The sequence below is a fragment of the Photobacterium sp. OFAV2-7 genome, from assembly GCF_022347985.1.
Classification (GTDB): Bacteria; Pseudomonadota; Gammaproteobacteria; order Enterobacterales; family Vibrionaceae; genus Photobacterium.
On the sequence record NZ_JAKRFQ010000028.1, the window covers coordinates 1 to 18,194 of the forward strand.

Annotated in this window: 12 protein-coding genes and 1 pseudogene; 5 read left to right on the top strand and 8 right to left on the bottom strand. The window is 51.1% G+C overall.

Features of this window, described 5'->3' with window-relative positions:
* From MHN01_RS04185 to MHN01_RS04195, 3 genes are all read left to right on the top strand, one after another.
* The coding region (locus tag MHN01_RS04185; protein WP_239410173.1) for a peptide deformylase at positions 1 to 313 on the top strand (313 nt) is incomplete at its 5' end.
* A 56-nt stretch (positions 314 to 369) separates the two neighbouring features.
* A complete protein-coding gene (locus tag MHN01_RS04190) occupies positions 370 to 582 on the top strand; it encodes a dodecin (RefSeq protein ID WP_075764620.1) in 213 nt (70 codons plus the stop codon).
* A gap of 234 nt (positions 583 to 816) precedes the next feature.
* On the top strand, positions 817 to 1,338 hold the full coding sequence (locus MHN01_RS04195; protein ID WP_239410174.1) for a cysteine hydrolase family protein: 522 nt from the start codon (positions 817 to 819) through the stop codon (positions 1,336 to 1,338).
* Positions 1,339 to 1,431: 93 nt separating this feature from the next.
* Here the strand turns inward: MHN01_RS04195 and MHN01_RS04200 are convergent, their stop codons facing one another.
* Positions 1,432 to 2,442, bottom strand: coding sequence for a ParB/RepB/Spo0J family partition protein (locus MHN01_RS04200; protein WP_239410175.1), 1,011 nt, complete (start codon positions 2,440 to 2,442; stop codon positions 1,432 to 1,434).
* A gap of 1,166 nt (positions 2,443 to 3,608) precedes the next feature.
* On the opposite strand from MHN01_RS04200, the gene MHN01_RS04205 reads away from it, so the two are divergent.
* On the top strand, positions 3,609 to 3,830 hold the full coding sequence (locus MHN01_RS04205) for a hypothetical protein (RefSeq protein WP_239410176.1): 222 nt from the start codon (positions 3,609 to 3,611) through the stop codon (positions 3,828 to 3,830).
* Here the strand turns inward: MHN01_RS04205 and MHN01_RS04210 are convergent.
* On the bottom strand, positions 3,827 to 6,949 hold the full coding sequence (locus tag MHN01_RS04210) for an efflux RND transporter permease subunit (RefSeq protein WP_239410177.1): 3,123 nt from the start codon (positions 6,947 to 6,949) through the stop codon (positions 3,827 to 3,829). The two genes, MHN01_RS04205 and MHN01_RS04210, sit on opposite strands and share 4 nt — an antisense overlap.
* Positions 6,949 to 8,025: an efflux RND transporter periplasmic adaptor subunit gene (locus MHN01_RS04215; protein ID WP_239410178.1), complete on the bottom strand. Its 1,077-nt coding sequence runs from the start codon at positions 8,023 to 8,025 to the stop codon at positions 6,949 to 6,951. Before MHN01_RS04215 ends, MHN01_RS04210 begins: the two co-directional genes overlap by 1 nt.
* Positions 8,026 to 8,251: 226 nt before the next feature.
* On the opposite strand from MHN01_RS04215, the gene dhaR reads away from it, so the two are divergent.
* Complete coding sequence (gene dhaR / locus MHN01_RS04220) at positions 8,252 to 10,207, top strand: dihydroxyacetone kinase operon transcriptional regulator DhaR (RefSeq protein ID WP_239410179.1); 1,956 nt, start codon at positions 8,252 to 8,254, stop codon at positions 10,205 to 10,207.
* A 271-nt stretch (positions 10,208 to 10,478) separates the two neighbouring features.
* Here the strand turns inward: dhaR and ptsP are convergent, their stop codons facing one another.
* The 5 genes and pseudogenes from ptsP to MHN01_RS04245 all read right to left on the bottom strand — a co-directional run.
* On the bottom strand, positions 10,479 to 12,983 hold the full coding sequence (ptsP, locus tag MHN01_RS04225) for a phosphoenolpyruvate--protein phosphotransferase (protein ID WP_239410180.1): 2,505 nt from the start codon (positions 12,981 to 12,983) through the stop codon (positions 10,479 to 10,481).
* A gap of 55 nt (positions 12,984 to 13,038) precedes the next feature.
* Positions 13,039 to 13,665, bottom strand: a complete 627-nt coding sequence (dhaL, locus tag MHN01_RS04230; RefSeq protein WP_370646418.1) for a dihydroxyacetone kinase subunit DhaL — start codon at positions 13,663 to 13,665, stop codon at positions 13,039 to 13,041.
* Positions 13,666 to 13,682: 17 nt separating this feature from the next.
* On the bottom strand, positions 13,683 to 14,750 hold the full coding sequence (gene dhaK, locus MHN01_RS04235; protein WP_239410182.1) for a dihydroxyacetone kinase subunit DhaK: 1,068 nt from the start codon (positions 14,748 to 14,750) through the stop codon (positions 13,683 to 13,685).
* Positions 14,751 to 15,258: 508 nt separating this feature from the next.
* Positions 15,259 to 17,535 (bottom strand): patatin-like phospholipase family protein, encoded by a 2,277-nt coding sequence (locus tag MHN01_RS04240; protein ID WP_239410183.1) that lies wholly within the window; start codon positions 17,533 to 17,535, stop codon positions 15,259 to 15,261.
* Positions 17,536 to 17,884: 349 nt separating this feature from the next.
* Positions 17,885 to 18,194: pseudogene (locus MHN01_RS04245) on the bottom strand (translation elongation factor); the annotation flags it as partial.

Sequence of the window (18,194 nt, forward strand, 5' to 3'; positions counted from 1 at the left end):
ATACCCCAATGCACCGCAAATGGAGCCAACGCTAATGCTCAACCCCGAGCTTATCTGGTCAAGCAAAGAGACGGAAAAAGACTGGGAAGGTTGCCTGAGCATTCCCGGCATGCGGGCCAAAGTCAGCCGCCACAAGAAAATCGAGGTGCGGTACACCACCATCGACGGCCACGAGGTGAAAAGCCATTTGGAAGGCTTTATTGCCCGGATCTTCCAGCACGAACTGGATCACCTCAACGGGATCGTCTTTCTAGACCGGGCCGAAAAGCATGATTACGCCACCGAGGCGGAATTTATGAAGATCATCAGCTAATTTTTACTTATGACAGTTTCAGCATAGTGCTGCAGCACGTTCACAAGGGGTAAGCGATGTCCGACCATATATACAAACTGATCGAGCTGGTAGGCTCGTCTCAAGACAGCGTAGAAGATGCCGTCAACTCGGCCCTGACCAAAGCCAACAATAGCCTCAGCAACATGCGCTGGTTTGAAGTCTGCGATATCCGGGGCAACATAGAAAACGGCCAGGTCGATCACTGGCAAGTAACCATCAAAGTGGGCTTCACCCTCAAGGAAGACTAGCCTGGCCCTTTATGTATCATCAGCAAAAATGGGCTGACAAATTACGGAGAAATTATCAGCCCGGGCCAGCCAGATATAAGATCACTTCCAGTTTAAGAACCAGAAAAATCCAACTTGTCAGAAATAGCCTCAAATAAGTCATATATGCCACTCATCGCCTCTGACTGAGCTTGGCATACTGAGCCCTGTCACGACATGACGAAGCAGTCGTTCTAACACTCACAGGAGCACACCATGACAGAGCACGCCAGCAAAACCCTTATCATTATTGATCCACAAAACGACTATTTCCCGGAAGGTAAATATCCGCTGTGGAACACAGAGTTAACACTGGCAAATATCAAAAAAGCTATCGAGCGCGCCAAGCAGCAGGATATACCTGTCATTATTGTCCAGCATATTGCCAGCAGCGAGATGGCACCTTTTTTTAACAAAGGTACCGAAGGCGCAGCAATCCATCCGGAAATAGCAGCTGCTGCCCCCAAAGCGACCATTGTTACCAAAAGTTTCGCCGATAGTTTCGAGCAGACCAATCTGGCACAGGTACTGGCCGAGAAGGATATTAATGAACTACTACTATGCGGAATGATGACTCAGAACTGCGTCACCCACACAGCCATCTCAAGGCAGGCAGATAATTACACCGTCTCAGTACTGACCGACTGTTGTACCACCATCGATGAAATGATCCACAATATCGCCCTGAATGCGATGTTAACACGGGTTCGACTTCTGACTATGGAGCAGGTCATTTAACAAGACGGGAGTACATTAACATGGCCTCGATGCTTACAGTTGAAGGTGCATAACTTTTACAGGTTATGGGGTAAAAAATTTTACCCCATAAATCTAATTAAACAAGTTCATTCCATGTCGGTTCAGCACATCGGTCAAGTCGTCGATACAACCCTTAGAGGCATTTTTAATATCAATTTGAATACGACCAGCCTTAACACTGGCTTTCACTAAAGAGCCATTTTCTAACTTTCTATACTTTTGTCCCGTGGTGTTATTATCATTTCCCACAGAGAAAACCTCTATTAAAGCATTTATCACTAACGAATTTGCTGATTGCGCACTGGACGATTCTGCAATTTCATTCTCAAGGAATCGAATTGCATTTTCACAATCTTCCTTCTTCGCACTCAGTTGAGGTTGAGTTAATGGCCGTATCGACTTATCTAATTTAGAAATTAAGTCTTTACCTAAATCCGAAGGACTCGGAATAAGATTAATTAACCATATAGGTAACGCCGCTGCCTTTAAACCGATACTGACTGTCGCAACGTTTATTCCATTCTCCTTCGCCAAGGCCGAGGCATTCTTATATTTTTTGTTTTGTAATAACTTTTTCCACTCCATTCCTCGTTCGATAAGCGACAGTGGCTTAAACAAGTTCGTATCATTAGAAAGCTGAGAAGCTGTCGTGTGATCAATGTTTCCCTTGCAGACATACACAGAAAAGGGCTTCCCGGCCAAGTGGCAGGCCATCCTTCTCTGCGAGCCATCAATGATTTCGATCTTACCCTGAGGCCCCGCCTGGCCAATGGCAGGGTAAACCTGACCTTTTTCTCGGATTTTTGCTGTGAGCTCCCTCACCGACAGTGCATTAACAAAACGTTGATCTCGCTGGTTTTCCTCAGTAACAGTCGTTTTTGTTATCACCTCATCCGGTGCTACCTCTACCAACCTAAATTCAACTTTCTTGTTATTGATATACAAATAAACAGTTGACTGCCGAGATTTAAGTATCTCGCTTGTGGTACTTCTTGTCTTATTATCTGAAATATTTGTTTTTTCAACAGCTTTTACCTTCTTAATACCTTGTATTTCAGAAGGTTCTTGAGGCTTTTTTTCCATCACTGCATTCCTGGCTCAACTTATACAAAAAGAAACTCTAAGTTGTATATATGGATAATAACAATTGGCTCTCCTTGAGCTTGTTTGAACTTCATTATTATTACTGAGAGCGTAATCATTAAGTACTCAGCAAAGACACTACTAAATTGAAATAGACACTATTATCTTATTGAAATACATAATTATACTAATCAGCACTCATATTGTGATGTCGTAAAAACAGAGTACATTCTCACCAATAAAATACGATGATAAAGAAGTCTTTCGTTTTATGTACACTCTTCTAAGTACACTACGGTTCCATAGAAGGTTATAATTAAACCTTATAAAATGATTTTATACCGATATGGTATCACCTATCCAGATTAAATCGTTAAATTTAACAAACTAAAACGTATTATCTTATTTACATTCAAATTCTCTCTCGCTTATTGCCTGCCTTGTTGAAAAATATTAATAACCACCAACCCTATATTCAGCTCAAACTAAAACCATATTGACTCACAATTAGACAAGCACTTACCTACTTGTACTAATAATTCACAGCTACAGAGCCTCTCTCACCACAGTCCGCTCCTTTTCCACTTTTATATGACTGTTTTAATCCTTTTTTTATAAATTGTCGCCAATATCTGGAACAAATATCACGTTTTGTGATGTGCCAATATGCACATCAAGGCATAAATTGCAATGTTAAATAGATGAAGGGAAATATTATCAAAAAGCAAAAATCTGAATATTTTACCAAGTTGCCCACCATTCAATTTACGCCTTATATTAAAGCGACTCATGACTATTCTTAGGATGTAATAAGTAATGAATAAACATTAACAACAGGTAAATGATGTGAAGATGTTCCGAACTTACACAATTCAATAAGCAAACAACCATTCGGTTTTATGGTTACGATATTTTATCAACCACACCAGGTAATACTGGTCGAAAACCTTACCTACCAACATTGCTGATTCGGCCTTACCGCTCCCAAGCTTCATCAGGCTAGGAATGATAAGCTCAAGAGTATATCTACTTGACTGTTTTATTTAGATAAAAATGGAGTGTGACAAACTTCTCATCATACCGACATCTGGCTGTCATATTCACTATCGATACTATATCCACACTTTGATTGGTACTAACCTGAACTGAAGGCGAAGGGTAGTAAAATGCGTAGTTTAAACATTGTTCCAAACACCCCCGCAAAGAAAGCTCATCAAAGCAGAGCTCAACAACAACCTATGGGGTTTAGTGAATTTAATCACTGTATTGATATTCTATTATCAGGCTTACCCAGCCTCTCACGCACTCAGCAATCGAGCACGGACGAAGCAACAGCTTCCGCTATCTGGCACTCTGACTCTGAATTTATCAACCACCAAGCCGCCTAGCCCAGCTTTTTAAACTCAACAGTATTATCTTCAGCCAGTTGTTGTTCCAGCTCACGTGCCACAAACTCTGGGCTGCTGGTATGCCGCGCCAGCAAACTATAAACAACGGGGATCACCAGCAAGGTAAAAAAGGTCGCAACCAGTATTCCGGTCAATACCACGATACCAATCACCAATCGCGTTTCAGCTCCCGCACCAGAAGCCAGGATCAAAGGAACAGCGCCGGCAGCCGTAGTGATCGCCGTCATCAGAATCGGCCGTAACCGAGCCGCCGAGGCTTCCACAATAGCCTGTTCAAACGTCGTCCCCTGATCGCGTAGTTGATTGGCGAACTCAACAATCAAGATGCCATTTTTCGCTGCCAGCCCGACCAGCATGATGATTCCGATCTGGGAATATATGTTCAGGCTTTGATCGGTAAAATATAACCCCAACAATGCCCCGAATGTGGCCAGTGGCACCGTCAACATGATCACCAACGGGTGAATATAGCTTTCAAACTGTGCTGCCAACACCAGAAAAACCACCACCAGCGCCAAGGCAAACACAAACAGTACCGAGGTACTGGAATCCTGATAATCCTGCGACGCACCTTTGTAGTTTACAACCGCATCGGCTGGCAGGTATTGCCGGACCAGATCATTCAGGTATGCCAGCCCTTCTCCCAGGGTATAGCCTTCTGTCAGATTGGCCTCAATGGTGATCGCTCTTACCCGGTTATAGCGGTTCAGCTGGGGGGCACTGGCAAATTCCGTTACGGTGATCAGACTGGAGAGCGGGATCAGCTCATCGCTGCGATCAGAGCGTACATACAAATTACTGAGATCCGCCGCCGTATTTTGTCTTTCGCGCTGTCCCTCAATCACCACGTCATACTCTTCGCCACGCCACTTGTAGGTCGTCACCAGTCGCGAGCCAAGCATCGACTCCAGGGTCTGGCCAATTTCTCGCAGCGACACCCCGAGATCCCCGGCCCGGTCACGATCTATCAGGATCCGCAACTGGGGTTTAGTTTCCTTGTAATCATGATCCACACCGGTCAAACGCGAATTGACGGCGACTTCATCGAGCAAGATATCCCGCCACTGAGCCAGCTCTTCATAGCTGCCGCCCCCCAAAACAAACTGCACCGGTTTGCCGACCCCTCGCCCGAACGGCTGTCTCATCACCGGAAAAGCCCGAACTCCGGCTAAGTCAGACAGACGACGGCGAATGTCACCGATAATAGCCGAGGCCGTGCGCCGCTTGGCCCAGTCTTCAAGCACGACAATGGCAAAGCCGTTGGAAAAGTCCTCAATCCGCCCCCATCCTCGCGGGGCACGTACCAGCAGGCGCTTAATTTCTCCGGATGCCACCAAAGGCATTAACCGGTGTTCAATTTCATTCATGTACGGCTGCATGAACTCGTAGCTCGCCCCCTGCGGGCCATTGATGATGATAAACATTGCTCCCCGATCTTCCCTCGGGGCAAACTCCGACGGGATCCGGCTCGCCAGCCAGCCACTGCCGGCCAAGGCTAACACCATGACCCCGACAATCAGGTAAGGACGCTTTAGCCAGCTATCTAAGACCTGCCGATAAAAGGCCGTGACCGACACCAAAATACGACTAACCTTGCTCACCAACCAAGGCTCATGCTCGACCTTTCGCATGATCTTGGAGCCCATCATCGGGCTCAGCGTCAGGGCAACCAGCGACGACAAAATCACGGCAGTACTGATGGCTATCGAGAACTCACGAAACAGCTTGCCCAAATCGCCTTCCAAAAAGCCCACCGGCAAAAACACCGATACCAAGACAGCCGTTGTCGCAATAATCGCAAAACTCACCTGACGAGCACCCAGAAATGCGGCTTTTAGCGGTGGTTCTCCCAGCTCGATCCGACGGTGAATATTCTCCAGCATCACAATCGCATCATCGACTACGATGCCGATAGCCAAAATCAGTGCCAGCAAGGTCAAAAGATTGATGGTAAAACCCAATGCATACAGCACGATAAAGCTACCGATCAATGACACCGGCAAAGTCAGCGCGGGGATCAGCATCGCACGTACGCTGCCGAGGAAGAGGTAAATCACCAATACCACCAGCAACAGGGCAATAAACAGGGTTTTATAGACTTCGTCTATCGAGGCCTGGATAAATACCGACGAATCATAGGATCGTTTGATCTCCATCCCCTCGGGCAGGGTAGGATTGAGCCTGTCGACTAACTCATTGACAGCCTTGGCCACCTGCAGGGTATTCGCTGTCGATTGCCGGTTTATCCCCAGTCCAATCATGTCCTGGGTGTTACCGCGAAAGGTAATACGCTCCTCTTCGGCGGCCAGATCGACCCGCGCGACGTCACCGAGGCGGATCAGGTAACCATCAGTCCCGGCCCCCACCACCAGCTTGGCAAAGTCTTCAGGAGCCACGAAACTGCGCTGGGTACGGATAGAAAACTGTCGGCTCTGCGATTCAAGGGAACCAGCCGGCAACTCGACATTATCAGCCCTCAAGGCATCTTCAATGTCTGCCACGGTCAAGCCTCTGGCCGCCAGCTTCTGCCTGTCGAGCCAGATCCGCAAGGCATATTCCTTGCCGCCGCCAATCCGGATATTGGCTACGCCGTCGATCACTGAGAAGCGATCGACAAGGTAGCGACGGGCGTAGTCGGTCAGCTCCAGGGTTCCCATCCGGTCGGAAACGAGATTCAACCACATGATCACTTCCGAGCTACCCGCCGCTTTTTGCACTTCCGGCGGCTCGGCCTCTTCAGGCAGGTTATTGAGGATCCCCGAGATCCGATCCCGAACATCGTTGGCCGCGGCATCAATATCGCGGCCGATACCAAACTCCAGGGTAACCGTCGAGCGACCGTCGCGGCTTTGCGAGCTGATATTGCGGATCCCTTCCAAGCCGGATATCCGGTCTTCCACCAGTTGAGTAATACTGGTTTCGACAATCGCTGCCGACGCCCCGCGATAGTTAGTCGAGACAGTAACGATTGGCGGGTCGATATTGGGGTACTCGCGAAGCGGCAGCTTGTCATAGGCCACCAGACCAAAAGTGATCAGCAACAGGCTGATCACCGAGCCAAACACCGGCCGTTTGACCGATATATCCGTCAGCAACATCAGCCCGCCTCCTGGTAGCTAAACCGCTCGCTGGTACGGGTATCGACAACCTGGCCCGGCCTCACCCGCTGGATGCCCCGGGTAATAATTTGTTCCCCCTCCGCCACTCCCTCGAGAATTTCGGCTTCTCCCCGGCTGCGAAAGCCGATATCAACCTGACGCTGTTCAACGACATTGTCACTGTTGACGACAAACACATAATTATGACGCTGACGGGGCACCAAGGCCTCTTCTGGCACCACCAGCCCCAGTCTCTTCTCGACAATCAGGCTCAGGGTCATGAGCATTCCCGGACGGAGCATTAAATCAGGATTGTTAATTTCGGCCCGCACGACAATCGCCCGCGTCAACGGGTTAACCCGGCTGTCGATGCCCGTTACGCGACCGGCAAACTGGCGCTTGGGAAACGCAGCAACCTGTCCCTCAATCTCCGATCCCAGCCGCAATTGGCCGATAAACTGCTCCGGTACCGTAAAATCAAGCTTCACCTTGGCAAGATCATCGAGTGTCGTGATCACCGTTCCGGGTGTTAACAGCGCTCCGGGGCTGATCTGGCGAAACCCCAGCACCCCGGCAAACGGCGCCTGAATAAACCGTGCATCCAGCTCAGCCTGATTCTGCGCCAGCACCGCGCGGGCGATCTCAATATCGGTATAGAGCTTATCCAGCTCGGAGCTGGCAATCGTATTGCTCCTGACCAGCCCTTCAATCCGTTTATACTCGCGCTGCTGCTCTTTCAGGTTGGCCTTGGCAGCACGCACCTTGGCCTTCTGTTCCCCCGATCTCAAGGTAACCAGCAAATCACCGGCACTCACCAATTGACCGTCACGAAAGTGGACCTGCTCAACTTTCTCGGTAACCTTTGCCGACAGGACCACCGACTCACGGGACTTTATCGTTCCCAGCGCCTCGACTTCGCGCCGGACACTCTGACGGCTCACCACCGCCACCACAACACTCGGCGTACCGCCACCTCGCGATGCCGAAGGCCCCTGGCTGCGTCCCTGTTCCTTATACCAAACCCCAGCCATCAGGCCGGCCAGCAATATCATGCCGATGATCAATGTTATTTTCATGGTCCCTGCCTGAAAAGAGGAGTACCTGCGCCACCGTACCCCAACCTGATAGATAGTTATTTTTTTAAGTATAGTGCGGTGATAACTAACTGATATCACTGAACAGGAAACAGACGAACACCCAGCTTTTCCGCCCTTTAATCCATCGTTTTCCAATCCGGGCATCATTCTTTTGCTGAGCAAAACGCTACAATGCAGGCACAATGAATTAGTCGCTATATTTTCTATGCTCCCTCGCCAAGCATTGACCAAGGCCATTTGGCACGCATTTGTCTCACAGCCATCTGTCGAGGCTGGTCTTCCCGATATTGACCCTCATTTACAGCAGGTCTGGGCACGATGCCGTCGCCAGCAGCGCCATGATCACTGGCCGATGCCCCATAGGGCCAAAGGCGTCACCTTCGACTCGATTCTGAAAAGCAAAGCAGCATTAGTGAATGTTGCCGTACCGGCCATAGAAGATATTTACGAATACCTGGAAAACGACAGCTGCGCCTTGCTGATCTGCGACGAAACCGGTTGTACCCTCTACAGCTGTGCGACTGCCGATATGCAGCAAAAACTCCATGATCTCGGTATTCAGGAAGGCAGTTACTGGCGAGAAGGTATTATTGGCAACAACGCGGTCTCCAGTGCCAGGCACCTTGCCAAGGCCACCCAGACCATCGGCTATGAACATTTTAAACAGGCACTGCACGACTTTGCCGTCTATGCCGCACCGGTATTTGACGGCAACGGATCTGCGCAGGGCTGTATTGCTTTAGTACTGCCGGCCAACAAAGCAAGTGTGTCCGCTCTGGGTCTAATCCACTCTGCCGCCCGCGACATTGCCAGCCAGATGCGAGCCGACAATATGCTGACTGAGTCAAACCAGCATCTGTCCGAGGTACATGTTCTGCTAGAAGGCGTGGCAGAAGGTGTGCTGGCCTGGTATCCCAACGGAAAAATTCATTACCTGAACCGCAAGGGTCGCGAGTTGCTGGGGCTGGGGGCTGGAGAGTCAGGCAGGGATATTAACACCGTGATGACACTGCCGCAGAGCATCCAGCAGGCCATCAGGCGTGGCAAAGGGGTTGATATGATTGAAACCACCATCGAGTGCAAGGGCAAGCTAATCCCGTTGGTGGTATCGCTCAAAATTGTAAAAAATGATCAGAATGAAACCCACTGCTACATTGCCCTGCTCTACCCGCTCAAACATATTCGTGATCTGATCCATCACCACGCCGGCAACCGCGCAAGGCTGACATTCGACGATATTGTCGGAGTCTCAGACGCCATGCAAAGGACAATACGCCAGGCTCGCCATGCGGCTAGAGGACGCGGTCCCGTCCTGCTTCACGGCGAGGACGGGCTGGGAAAAAGCCATCTTGCCCAGGCAATTCACAACGCCAGCGACAGGCAGGATCAGCCATTTATCGCCATCAATTGTCAGGCGATTCCCAAGGAGCTGATGGCCACGGAGTTTTTGGGCGCCTCACAGGAAGGGGACGGTGTAGCGGCATCAAAATTCGAGCTGGCCCACGGCGGCACCCTGTTTCTCGATCAGGTGGAGTGCCTTTCCGCCGAGGTACAGGCCGCCTTGCTTCATTTGTTGAAAACAGGCCTGCTCAATAGGATGAACGGCAATATTGTGTCAGTGGATGTTCGTATCATTGCCTCGTCGACCATCGATCTTGCCCAGGCCGTCACGGAGAAACATTTCCGCGGACAGTTACTCCTGGAACTCCAGACGTTTGATATTCCGGTCCCGCCACTAAGGGAACGTAGAGAAGATGTGGCGGCGTTGGTGGAAAGAAGTCTCATGCTTCTCACGGCCGAGAAAAAACACTCTTTGCATGCCAGCCCGGAGGCCATGTCGTATCTGGAAAACTACCGCTGGCCCGGTAACCACCGTGAGCTTAGGAACGTTATCGAACGAGCCGTCAACTTTACCCAAGGCACGCTCATTGAGGCCGGCGATCTGCCCGACAGTATCCTGCTAACAACGGCAGAAGCCGCCGACAATGCCCAGCCGCAGTCGTCCAATAACCTGGCAGACGCAGAGCGAAATACCATCATTCGCTCTGCGATTCTCTGCCGCGGGACAATCAGCAAGATGTGCGACGATCTTCAAATCAGCAGAACGACGCTATGGCGCAAGCTGAAACACTACGGACTAGAGATGGGCGATTACAAGTAACACATATACCCAAGTTACCTCAATATGCAGGATTCAGAGTGAGACCAGCGTGCTCAGTTCAAGGAAAATAACGGTAGGAATGGCAATCCCTTTCAACGCTATTTGACACAGAAATGGGCTCGCTGGCTCACTCCCGAAGGGCGAGTTTACTTGGCTTCTATGCGTTGTTACCGATTATTAATTTAGAGCCACTAGATTTTCAAATCGGTGCCTAGCCTAGTAGCCAAGTAATTCTCGCTGAAATGAGCATCTTGAGGCAGCATGGGTATAATTACAGCAATGCCATGACTTGTTTCAATGTGCTGGCACCGAGTACCTCTTGCACCTGCTTTGTGGCCTGTTTGCTCTCTGTCGCCCTGACCGCCTGCTTGACCGCTGCGATACGATTCGGACTCATGCTCAGCTCACTGACCCCCATGCCGATCAACGCCTTGGTCAGCTTGGGATCGCCAGCCATCTCACCACAGATCCCGACAGAGATCCCCGCCTCCTGGGCGGCCTGCGCCGTCTGCTCAATCATTCGCAATACCGCGGGCTGCGCGGCAGAGACCAGATAGGAAACCCTGTCGTTGCCCCGGTCTGCTGCCATCACATACTGGGTAAGATCATTGGTGCCGATGCTGAAAAAGCTTACCTCCTCGGCCAGCTGTCTGGCATTGGCCACTGCCGCTGGTACCTCGATCATAATACCGATTTTCGGCATCACAGCCGGGATCCCGCTATGCTGCAGGGCTTCGTAACAGCTATTGAGCAGATACTTGGCCTGGTTCAGCTCCTCCATAGTCGCCACCATGGGGAACATGACCTGCAAGTTGGAACACTTGGCCCGGGCCCGTAACAGAGCATTAAGCTGTAGCCTGAACACGTCAACATTCTGCAGACACAGGCGCAAACCACGGCAACCGAGGTACGGGTTTTCCTCTTCTCCCTGCTGCATGTAAGTCAATGGCTTGTCGCCACCAATATCCAGAGTGCGGATAATGACGGGCTTGTCGCCAAATGTCTCTGCAATCTGGCAGTAGGTTTCAAACTGGCTCTGTTCGGAAGGCGGCTGATCGCTGCCCATAAAAATGAACTCGCTGCGCACCAGCCCAACCCCTTCGGCACCAAGCGCTATTGCCTGCTCGGCTTCCTCCTGACTGGCCAGGTTGGCATAAATCTCGATTGCCCTGCCATCCTGTGTCGTTGCCTTTTCCATGGTCTTCGCCATGGCCAGCTCACCCTGAGTCTCAAACTCGTCCTGCTCACGGCATGCTTTTTCAAGCCGTTGCGCCGTTGGGGTCAGCCACACCTCGCCACTGCCGCCGCGAAGAACGGCAACCTGACCTTCCTGGCTTTGGGCCATAATTCCCGGCAGCCCGACAACCGCAGGAATACCGAGAGAGCGAGCCAGAATCGCCGAATGCGAGGTACTTCCTCCCTGCTCGAGGATAATGCCTTTTACCATCGCCGGATCCAAACGGGCTGTATCTGAGGGCGACAAATCGGTTGCGACCAGGATCACCGGCTCGGAAAGCTCGATGGGTTGCTCACCCTCACCGGTCAGCAGCCCCATCACCCGGCGACCGACGTCATAGACATCATTGGCTCGCGCCTTCATATAGTCACTGGATGAACTTTCATAAGCCTGCGCGGTTTGCTCGATAAGCTGGGACCAGGCAACTTCCACATTCACCGCTTCTTTGAGTCGCTGCCGGATCGTCTCCACCAGCTCGGGATCGGTCAAAATCTGGCTATGGGCGGTAAAAATGTCGCTATCAGACTGTGAACCTTTCTCTGCCGTCTGCTCGGCCAGTTCAGCCAAAGTCTGCAAGGCAGCGCCACTGGCTTCGGAAAACAAGGCCCATTCACGACCGTAGCCAAGGTAGCCTCGCTCCCGGGCTTTGGGCATGCTGACTTTGTAGTGCCAGACAGGTGCTATCGCGATCCCTTCAGAGGCACCAATCGCATTCAGGCGGCCATCCTGGTGGCGGCTCACTTGCACTTTGGCTGTTTTTGTCGGCCCCCGATCGGCCTGGACATCCGGATTGTCTATCGACTCGTTAAAATGGTTTTCCGCCAAAGACACAAAAGCCTGCAGAGCCTGTTGAGCCTCATTGCCACTGACAATGCAGGTCAGGCTATCGCCTTTTTCTACGCCAAGCAGCGCAATACTGTTTATGCTCCTCGCACTCACTCGCTTACCATGGCACTCGAGCCATACCTGAGCGTCATAGGGACTGACAGCACCCACAATGGCAGAGGCTGGTCTGGCATGGACCCCGTGAGGGTTTCTCACCCGCCACTCGAAAGCCATCTCGTCTTCGGTTGCAGATTGAAGTAACGGCTCGCCGCTCTGCTCACCGCCCTTGCCGGGAAGGTGGGCCGTCTGCTCCAGCAAGGTGTATTTCGCCACCAGCGCATTATGTGCTTCACTGCTCACCTCTTCCAGAGACATTCCGGCTGCGGCAGCCACACAGGCAGACATACAGCCTTCAATCAACGGCGCCGCACAGACATGAACGTTGGCCGCCTGCTCGCTATCAAGCAGCTCCAGGGCGGTATCGGTGCTTAGGATCGCGCTGCCCATATCCACCAATACCAATACACCTTGTGGTGTATAAACTTCTTCGATAGCCATCATCACGGCGATAGCATCAGTGCCGATGGGGTTGTCGGGATCATCCACCCCTGCCGCGACGGCGATCTTGATCTTGCCCTGAGTCATTTGGGATGCCAGGGCATGGACACCTTTGGCCAAGTCCGGGCTGTGGGAAACAATTACAATACTGACCATAATCTAACCTTAACTGAGGTGGCCTGATGCCAGCTCGAACCGCAAAGAAATGCGACTATTGCACAGCGGCACTGCGCAATGCCGAGAAGAGCAAATAGGTGGACGTCGCCCCCGGATCCTGATGTCCGATTGAGCGCTCGCCCAAATAACTTGCCCGCCCTTTTTTCGCCTGCAGCGGGATCGTGCCCTTCATCGCCTTTTCCGCTTCGGCTACCGCCCTGTCAAGGGCATCAGAAAGACTGGCTTCCTGATCTTGGTTCAGGCTGACAAGAATCCCGTTCCAGGTATCGACCATGGTTTTATCACCAACTTCAGCCTTACCACGCTGGACAATCCCGTCGACCCCGTTCTGGAGCATCTGGGTCAGCTCGGCCAGGTTAAGTTCCTCTTTAGCCATCGCGCTGGTTGCACTGCGAATAAAGAAAGTACCGTATAACGGGCCACTCGCTCCGCCGATACTCGACAGCAATGTCATGCCTGTCGTTTTCATGATTGTGCCGATGTCCTTGTCGGCGACACCGGGTAGCTTCTCCTGCACTTTCTGAAAGCCACGGTTCATGTTGAGGCCATGATCCGCATCGCCGATTTCACGGTCGAGATCAGTCAAAAAATCTTGCTGTTCCTTGAAGATCTCAGCTGACAACTCGAGCCACCGGACAACCTGTTGTTTGCTAATTGTTATCATGTTCATCTCCACACTTAGCAGCCCCAGCGCATCGCTGGTGTATTAACCGGCATGTCGTACAGCGAAAGCATCTCGTCATCGACTTTCAGCAGGGTAATCGACAAGCCCTGCATATCCAGCGACGTACAGTAGCTGCCGATCAGATTGCGCTCGATAGTAATATTCAGCGGCTCGAGGATTTCCGCCACCTTGCGGTACACCATATACAGCTCTGACTGCGGGGTCGCACCCAGGTTGTTAACCAGTACGATCACCCGGTCACCGGCCTCGAGGGATTCAGTTACCCAGGACTCGTCCTGCCATTCGCCACTGTCATTGTTCCAGCGACGCACGGTACGCTCATAGGGCTGGTTATCCAGGATCTCACGCATCATATCGCCGGTGATCGTATCGCCGTCGGTAAATGCCCGTCGCTCGATACCCGGCTCACCGTGGATCCCGACCCCGAATTCAATTTCCTTTACATCCAACTCAAAGCTAGGTTTTCCTGCAGCCGGTACGGTACAGGCCGACAGCGCAACTCCCAGAGAACGACCACGGTTGGCAATTTTCTTCGCCAACTCGCTGATTTTATCCAAATCGTAGCCTTCCTCGGCAGCTGCCCCGAGGATCTTCTCGGCCAGTACCGTTGTCGCCACACCGCGGCGTCCGGCGGTATACAAGCTATCTTTCACCGCGACATCGTCATCAATCAGAGTAGCCTGTACCTTGGTTCCCTCGGCATGGAGCAGCTCGACCGCGGTTTCAAAATTCAGTACATCGCCGGTATAGTTCTTAACCAGAAACAGTACCCCTTCGCCGGCATCAACTTTCTGACCGCACTCATACATCTGATCAGGCGTTGGCGAGGTGAACATTTCTCCCGGGCAGGCACCGTCGAGCATACCTTTACCGACAAAACCACCGTGCATCGGCTCGTGGCCGCTGCCCCCGCCAGAAACCAGGGCGACCTTGGCAGCCTTGCGCTCGCCGCGGACGATATACATAGGATCCAGGCTCACCTCGAGTTCAGGATGAGCTTTGGCAACACCTTGCAGTTGCTCCTTAACCACGTTATCGACTTGGTTAATCATCTTTTTCATCGTTCTATCCTTATTATTCTGGCGGGGTAATGTTGATTCTGATGGTATGCCAGCCAAGACGGGGATGTTACTTAGCCCCGGTTGTTTCAAGCTGAAACATTCCTTTGCACCAATACGTTTCATTATGAAACATTACTGATATTCAATATGTTGAACCTTGAACTTCATCATGTTTTTCAACAAGAAACAGAGCAACGATAACGCTACGCCTAAAGGTTTTACGGACAGTATTGGGGAGACTTATTTGTGAAATTGCAAGCGGGTTCACAAAGAATCTTCGCTAGTGCCAGAGACCAACAAAGAGCAAGCAAAAAAAAGCGAGCCGGTGCAGGCTCGCAAAAACTCATATATTGCTTTTCGAAAGGGTGGGTTGATGAAAAAGTCCCGACATCCATGCCGGGAAACTCCATCTCTATCTTCGAAAGGGACAAAGGTTATATCAGGGTCTATTTTGCCCGGTTAAGCAGGTTAAATGTCAGTGAATTGTCAAAATATCCATTTAATTGAGTTAATTAAATGAACTCCCCACTGACAGATAGACAGAGTTCTCTCCGGCTTCAGCCTGGCCGTAACCCAGATACAGCGGCCCCACTAGCGAGTCGACAGCAAGAAAGACACTCGCCGCCCCGATACTGCTCTCCCAGCTAATATCACTGCTGTCATCCCATACCCCACCGCGCTCGAGTGAGCCGCCAATATACACAGGAGCCGAAAATGCGCCGAAATCATTATCTAACAGGCGATAACGGTAGTTAAGCGCACCAAACAGGCGATAGCGGCCGTTGAGCTCATAGCGATGGAAACCGGACAGGTTAAACAGCCCGCCGAGATCCTGAACGTAAATAGGAATAAGCTCATCGGACTCCGAACCGCCTGCCTTGAAGGTTGTCACCAGGGTATGACGCTGGTAGTTAAAAGGCTTCATCATCAGAACATCATAATAGATAGTCTCCCCGTCGATAGACGGCTCGTTATTGAGCGTGCTATTGCTAAAGCTATAACCGACGTCGGCTTCAAGCAAGAAACCTTCGGTGGGGAAATAGAAGTTGTTCAGATCATCGTAGACAAACGACAGGTAAGGGCCGTGGGCGGTATAGTCCTGTGTGTCATTATCCCCCTCTAGCTCTTTGGCCTCACCGCTGATCCCGTTATAACCCAGCGCAATCGCGCTCCATGGACGTATATTCCAGCCTAATTCGACAAAGCCTCTGAGTTGCTGGTACTCAGCATCAATGACAGTCAGATCCTCACGTCCTATTTGCTGCCTCTGCTCCTCCGACAGACTAAACTCACGTTTTTCTCGGTTCCAGCCAAGGCCGAATGAGCTGAAGTGCTTTTTCTGGTAATCCAGCGGGAAATACAGCTCGGTGCTGATCTGCTTCCAACTCCCAAGCAACCAGTCAAACTGCCACTCACCGCCCTTATCGGTCAGGTCGGTATAGATGTACTGGGCACCAAAAGCGAAATCCGACCGGTTGGCAAAGTCATCTTCAAAGGAAAATTTGAAATTCAAGTAACCCGGCCCCCAGGACTTCTCGCTCACATTGACTGCCAGTACGTTCTCATCGTCCATCTGCTTTATCTGGTAGGTGATCCGGGCAAAGATGTCCTGGGCATTAAGTCGATTGACCGCCTGTTCGAGTTCGTCGTTGGAGACCACCCGGCCAACCTCTAAGTCCAGCAAGGCAATCAGCGCCTGATCCGAGCGCAGGGTACGATTCTCAATTTCGATCCTGTCGATATAGTAAGCCGTACTGGCGCTGACCTGACTGCGGCGATCATACTTGCGCTTTTCGTAGACCTCATAGTCCTGCGGCGACAACTGGAAACGGCGTAACTCGGGCAATGCCTCAAGGGCGACTTTTCTGCCAGCGATATAGGCCTGCTCCATCTTGTCGAAATCTGGGGCGAGCATAAATGCCACCTCGGGCGCAAGGTATACGTCATCCGGCTTCATCAACGACTTTTGCTGATCCGCACTGCTGTTGGTCATAAAGGTTGTCAACTGGGCAATAATATTCAGCGCGCTGTCGAGTTCACTTTCCTGAAACAGAGCATCGCGCAAGTCAACGGCAATAATCACATCGGCACCGAGCTGTTGGGCCGCGTCCACCGGCATGTTGTTGACCACCCCGCCATCGACCAGGAGATGGTTCTGCCAAGTTACCGGCTTCAAGGCTCCCGGCACCGTCATGGATGCCTGCATCGCTTCGGCAAGGTGACCGCTGTCGATCATCACCGGTTTCACTTTGGCAATATCGGTCGCCACCGCCCGGTAGGGTATGGCCAGATCATCGAAGCTGGCCAACTTCGGTAAATTTTCAGTCAGGGTACGCAGTAGTACTGCCATCCCCTGCCCCTGAAACGCGCCGGGCCAGGCCTGGAACTCACCATCAAGGCTCAAGCCGATATCGGCATAAATCTGGTAATCGTCACTCTGCTTTTTTCTTCTGAGGATCAAATCATTGCGGCTGGCACGGTCTTCGTAACCGCTTTGCCAGTCGGCGGCAAGGGTACGGTTTTTTATCTCTTCGGCAGACAAGCCCATCGCGTACATACCGCCGACATATGCGCCCATACTGGTACCGGTGATCACATCAACCGGGATGCGGTTTTCTTCGAGCACAGCCAGTACCCCGATATGGGCCGCGCCTTTTGCCCCACCCCCGCTGAGCACCAGTCCTACCTTCTCCCTCTCGCTGGTAGCGGAAGCTTGTACGGTCGAACAAAGTAACGTCAGGCAAATGAGCCCCAACCCACTGCAGATCCTTCTCGTCAATGACATGATGAGCCCTATATTAATAACTAAACAAATTGTTACACGGTTAAAGCTACCCTCACAGTTCGGTATTCGCAACGGTCAAAAATCTGCTTTGTTAACACTGTCTTATTACACATAAAGTATAATTGGCAGGATCAAAAAAACCGGAAAAGCAAATTGCTTTTCCGGCTCTCAAAACAGCCTCAGAAGTGATCGGTTATCCTCTAGCTAGCGAGTTAGCCTCTGCCATAAACAGGCACTTTCTGAACAGTCGTTTATCCCAACTTCCAAGTACTTCGCACCTGTACAGTTACCACACGAGTCGGTCAATAAATTTACAGTATAAATGTTTTAAAAACTCTATCGAAGGACATTAAACCCCTCTTGCCATATCATCCAGCGCCTTGATGACCTGCTCATTGATATGGCCTTCCTGTACAAGCTTACAAACCTTACGACGTACGGCAAGACCGGAAATCAGCTTTTCGATAGAAAGGTGATTTTCTTCCTGCTGGCTATTGTACAGCTCAATAGTCTTGCTGAGAGTCTCGTAGGTAATGGCTTCCTGCCCCACCCGAAGCCAATCAAGCTTCTCTAACAAGCTGTGGCACTCCTCAGTGATTGAAGCTGCAGAGTGCCCCGTCATAGCAGATAAAGCCGTTATACTGCGTTGTAGGGCCTCT

Bases quoted from the DNA above. Each gene is read 5' to 3' on its own strand.
- MHN01_RS04200 (WP_239410175.1), bottom strand. From the start codon at position 2,442: ATGGAAAAAAAGCCTCAAGAACCTTCTGAAATACAAGGTATTAAGAAG.
- MHN01_RS04205 (WP_239410176.1), top strand. From the start codon at position 3,609: ATGCGTAGTTTAAACATTGTTCCAAACACCCCCGCAAAGAAAGCTCAT.
- MHN01_RS04215 (WP_239410178.1), bottom strand. From the start codon at position 8,025: ATGAAAATAACATTGATCATCGGCATGATATTGCTGGCCGGCCTGATG.
- MHN01_RS04190 (WP_075764620.1), top strand. From the start codon at position 370: ATGTCCGACCATATATACAAACTGATCGAGCTGGTAGGCTCGTCTCAA.
- MHN01_RS04210 (WP_239410177.1), bottom strand. From the start codon at position 6,949: ATGTTGCTGACGGATATATCGGTCAAACGGCCGGTGTTTGGCTCGGTG.
- MHN01_RS04240 (WP_239410183.1), bottom strand. From the start codon at position 17,535: ATGTCATTGACGAGAAGGATCTGCAGTGGGTTGGGGCTCATTTGCCTG.
- dhaK (WP_239410182.1), bottom strand. From the start codon at position 14,750: ATGAAAAAGATGATTAACCAAGTCGATAACGTGGTTAAGGAGCAACTG.
- MHN01_RS04195 (WP_239410174.1), top strand. From the start codon at position 817: ATGACAGAGCACGCCAGCAAAACCCTTATCATTATTGATCCACAAAAC.
- ptsP (WP_239410180.1), bottom strand. From the start codon at position 12,983: ATGGTCAGTATTGTAATTGTTTCCCACAGCCCGGACTTGGCCAAAGGT.
- dhaR (WP_239410179.1), top strand. From the start codon at position 8,252: ATGCTCCCTCGCCAAGCATTGACCAAGGCCATTTGGCACGCATTTGTC.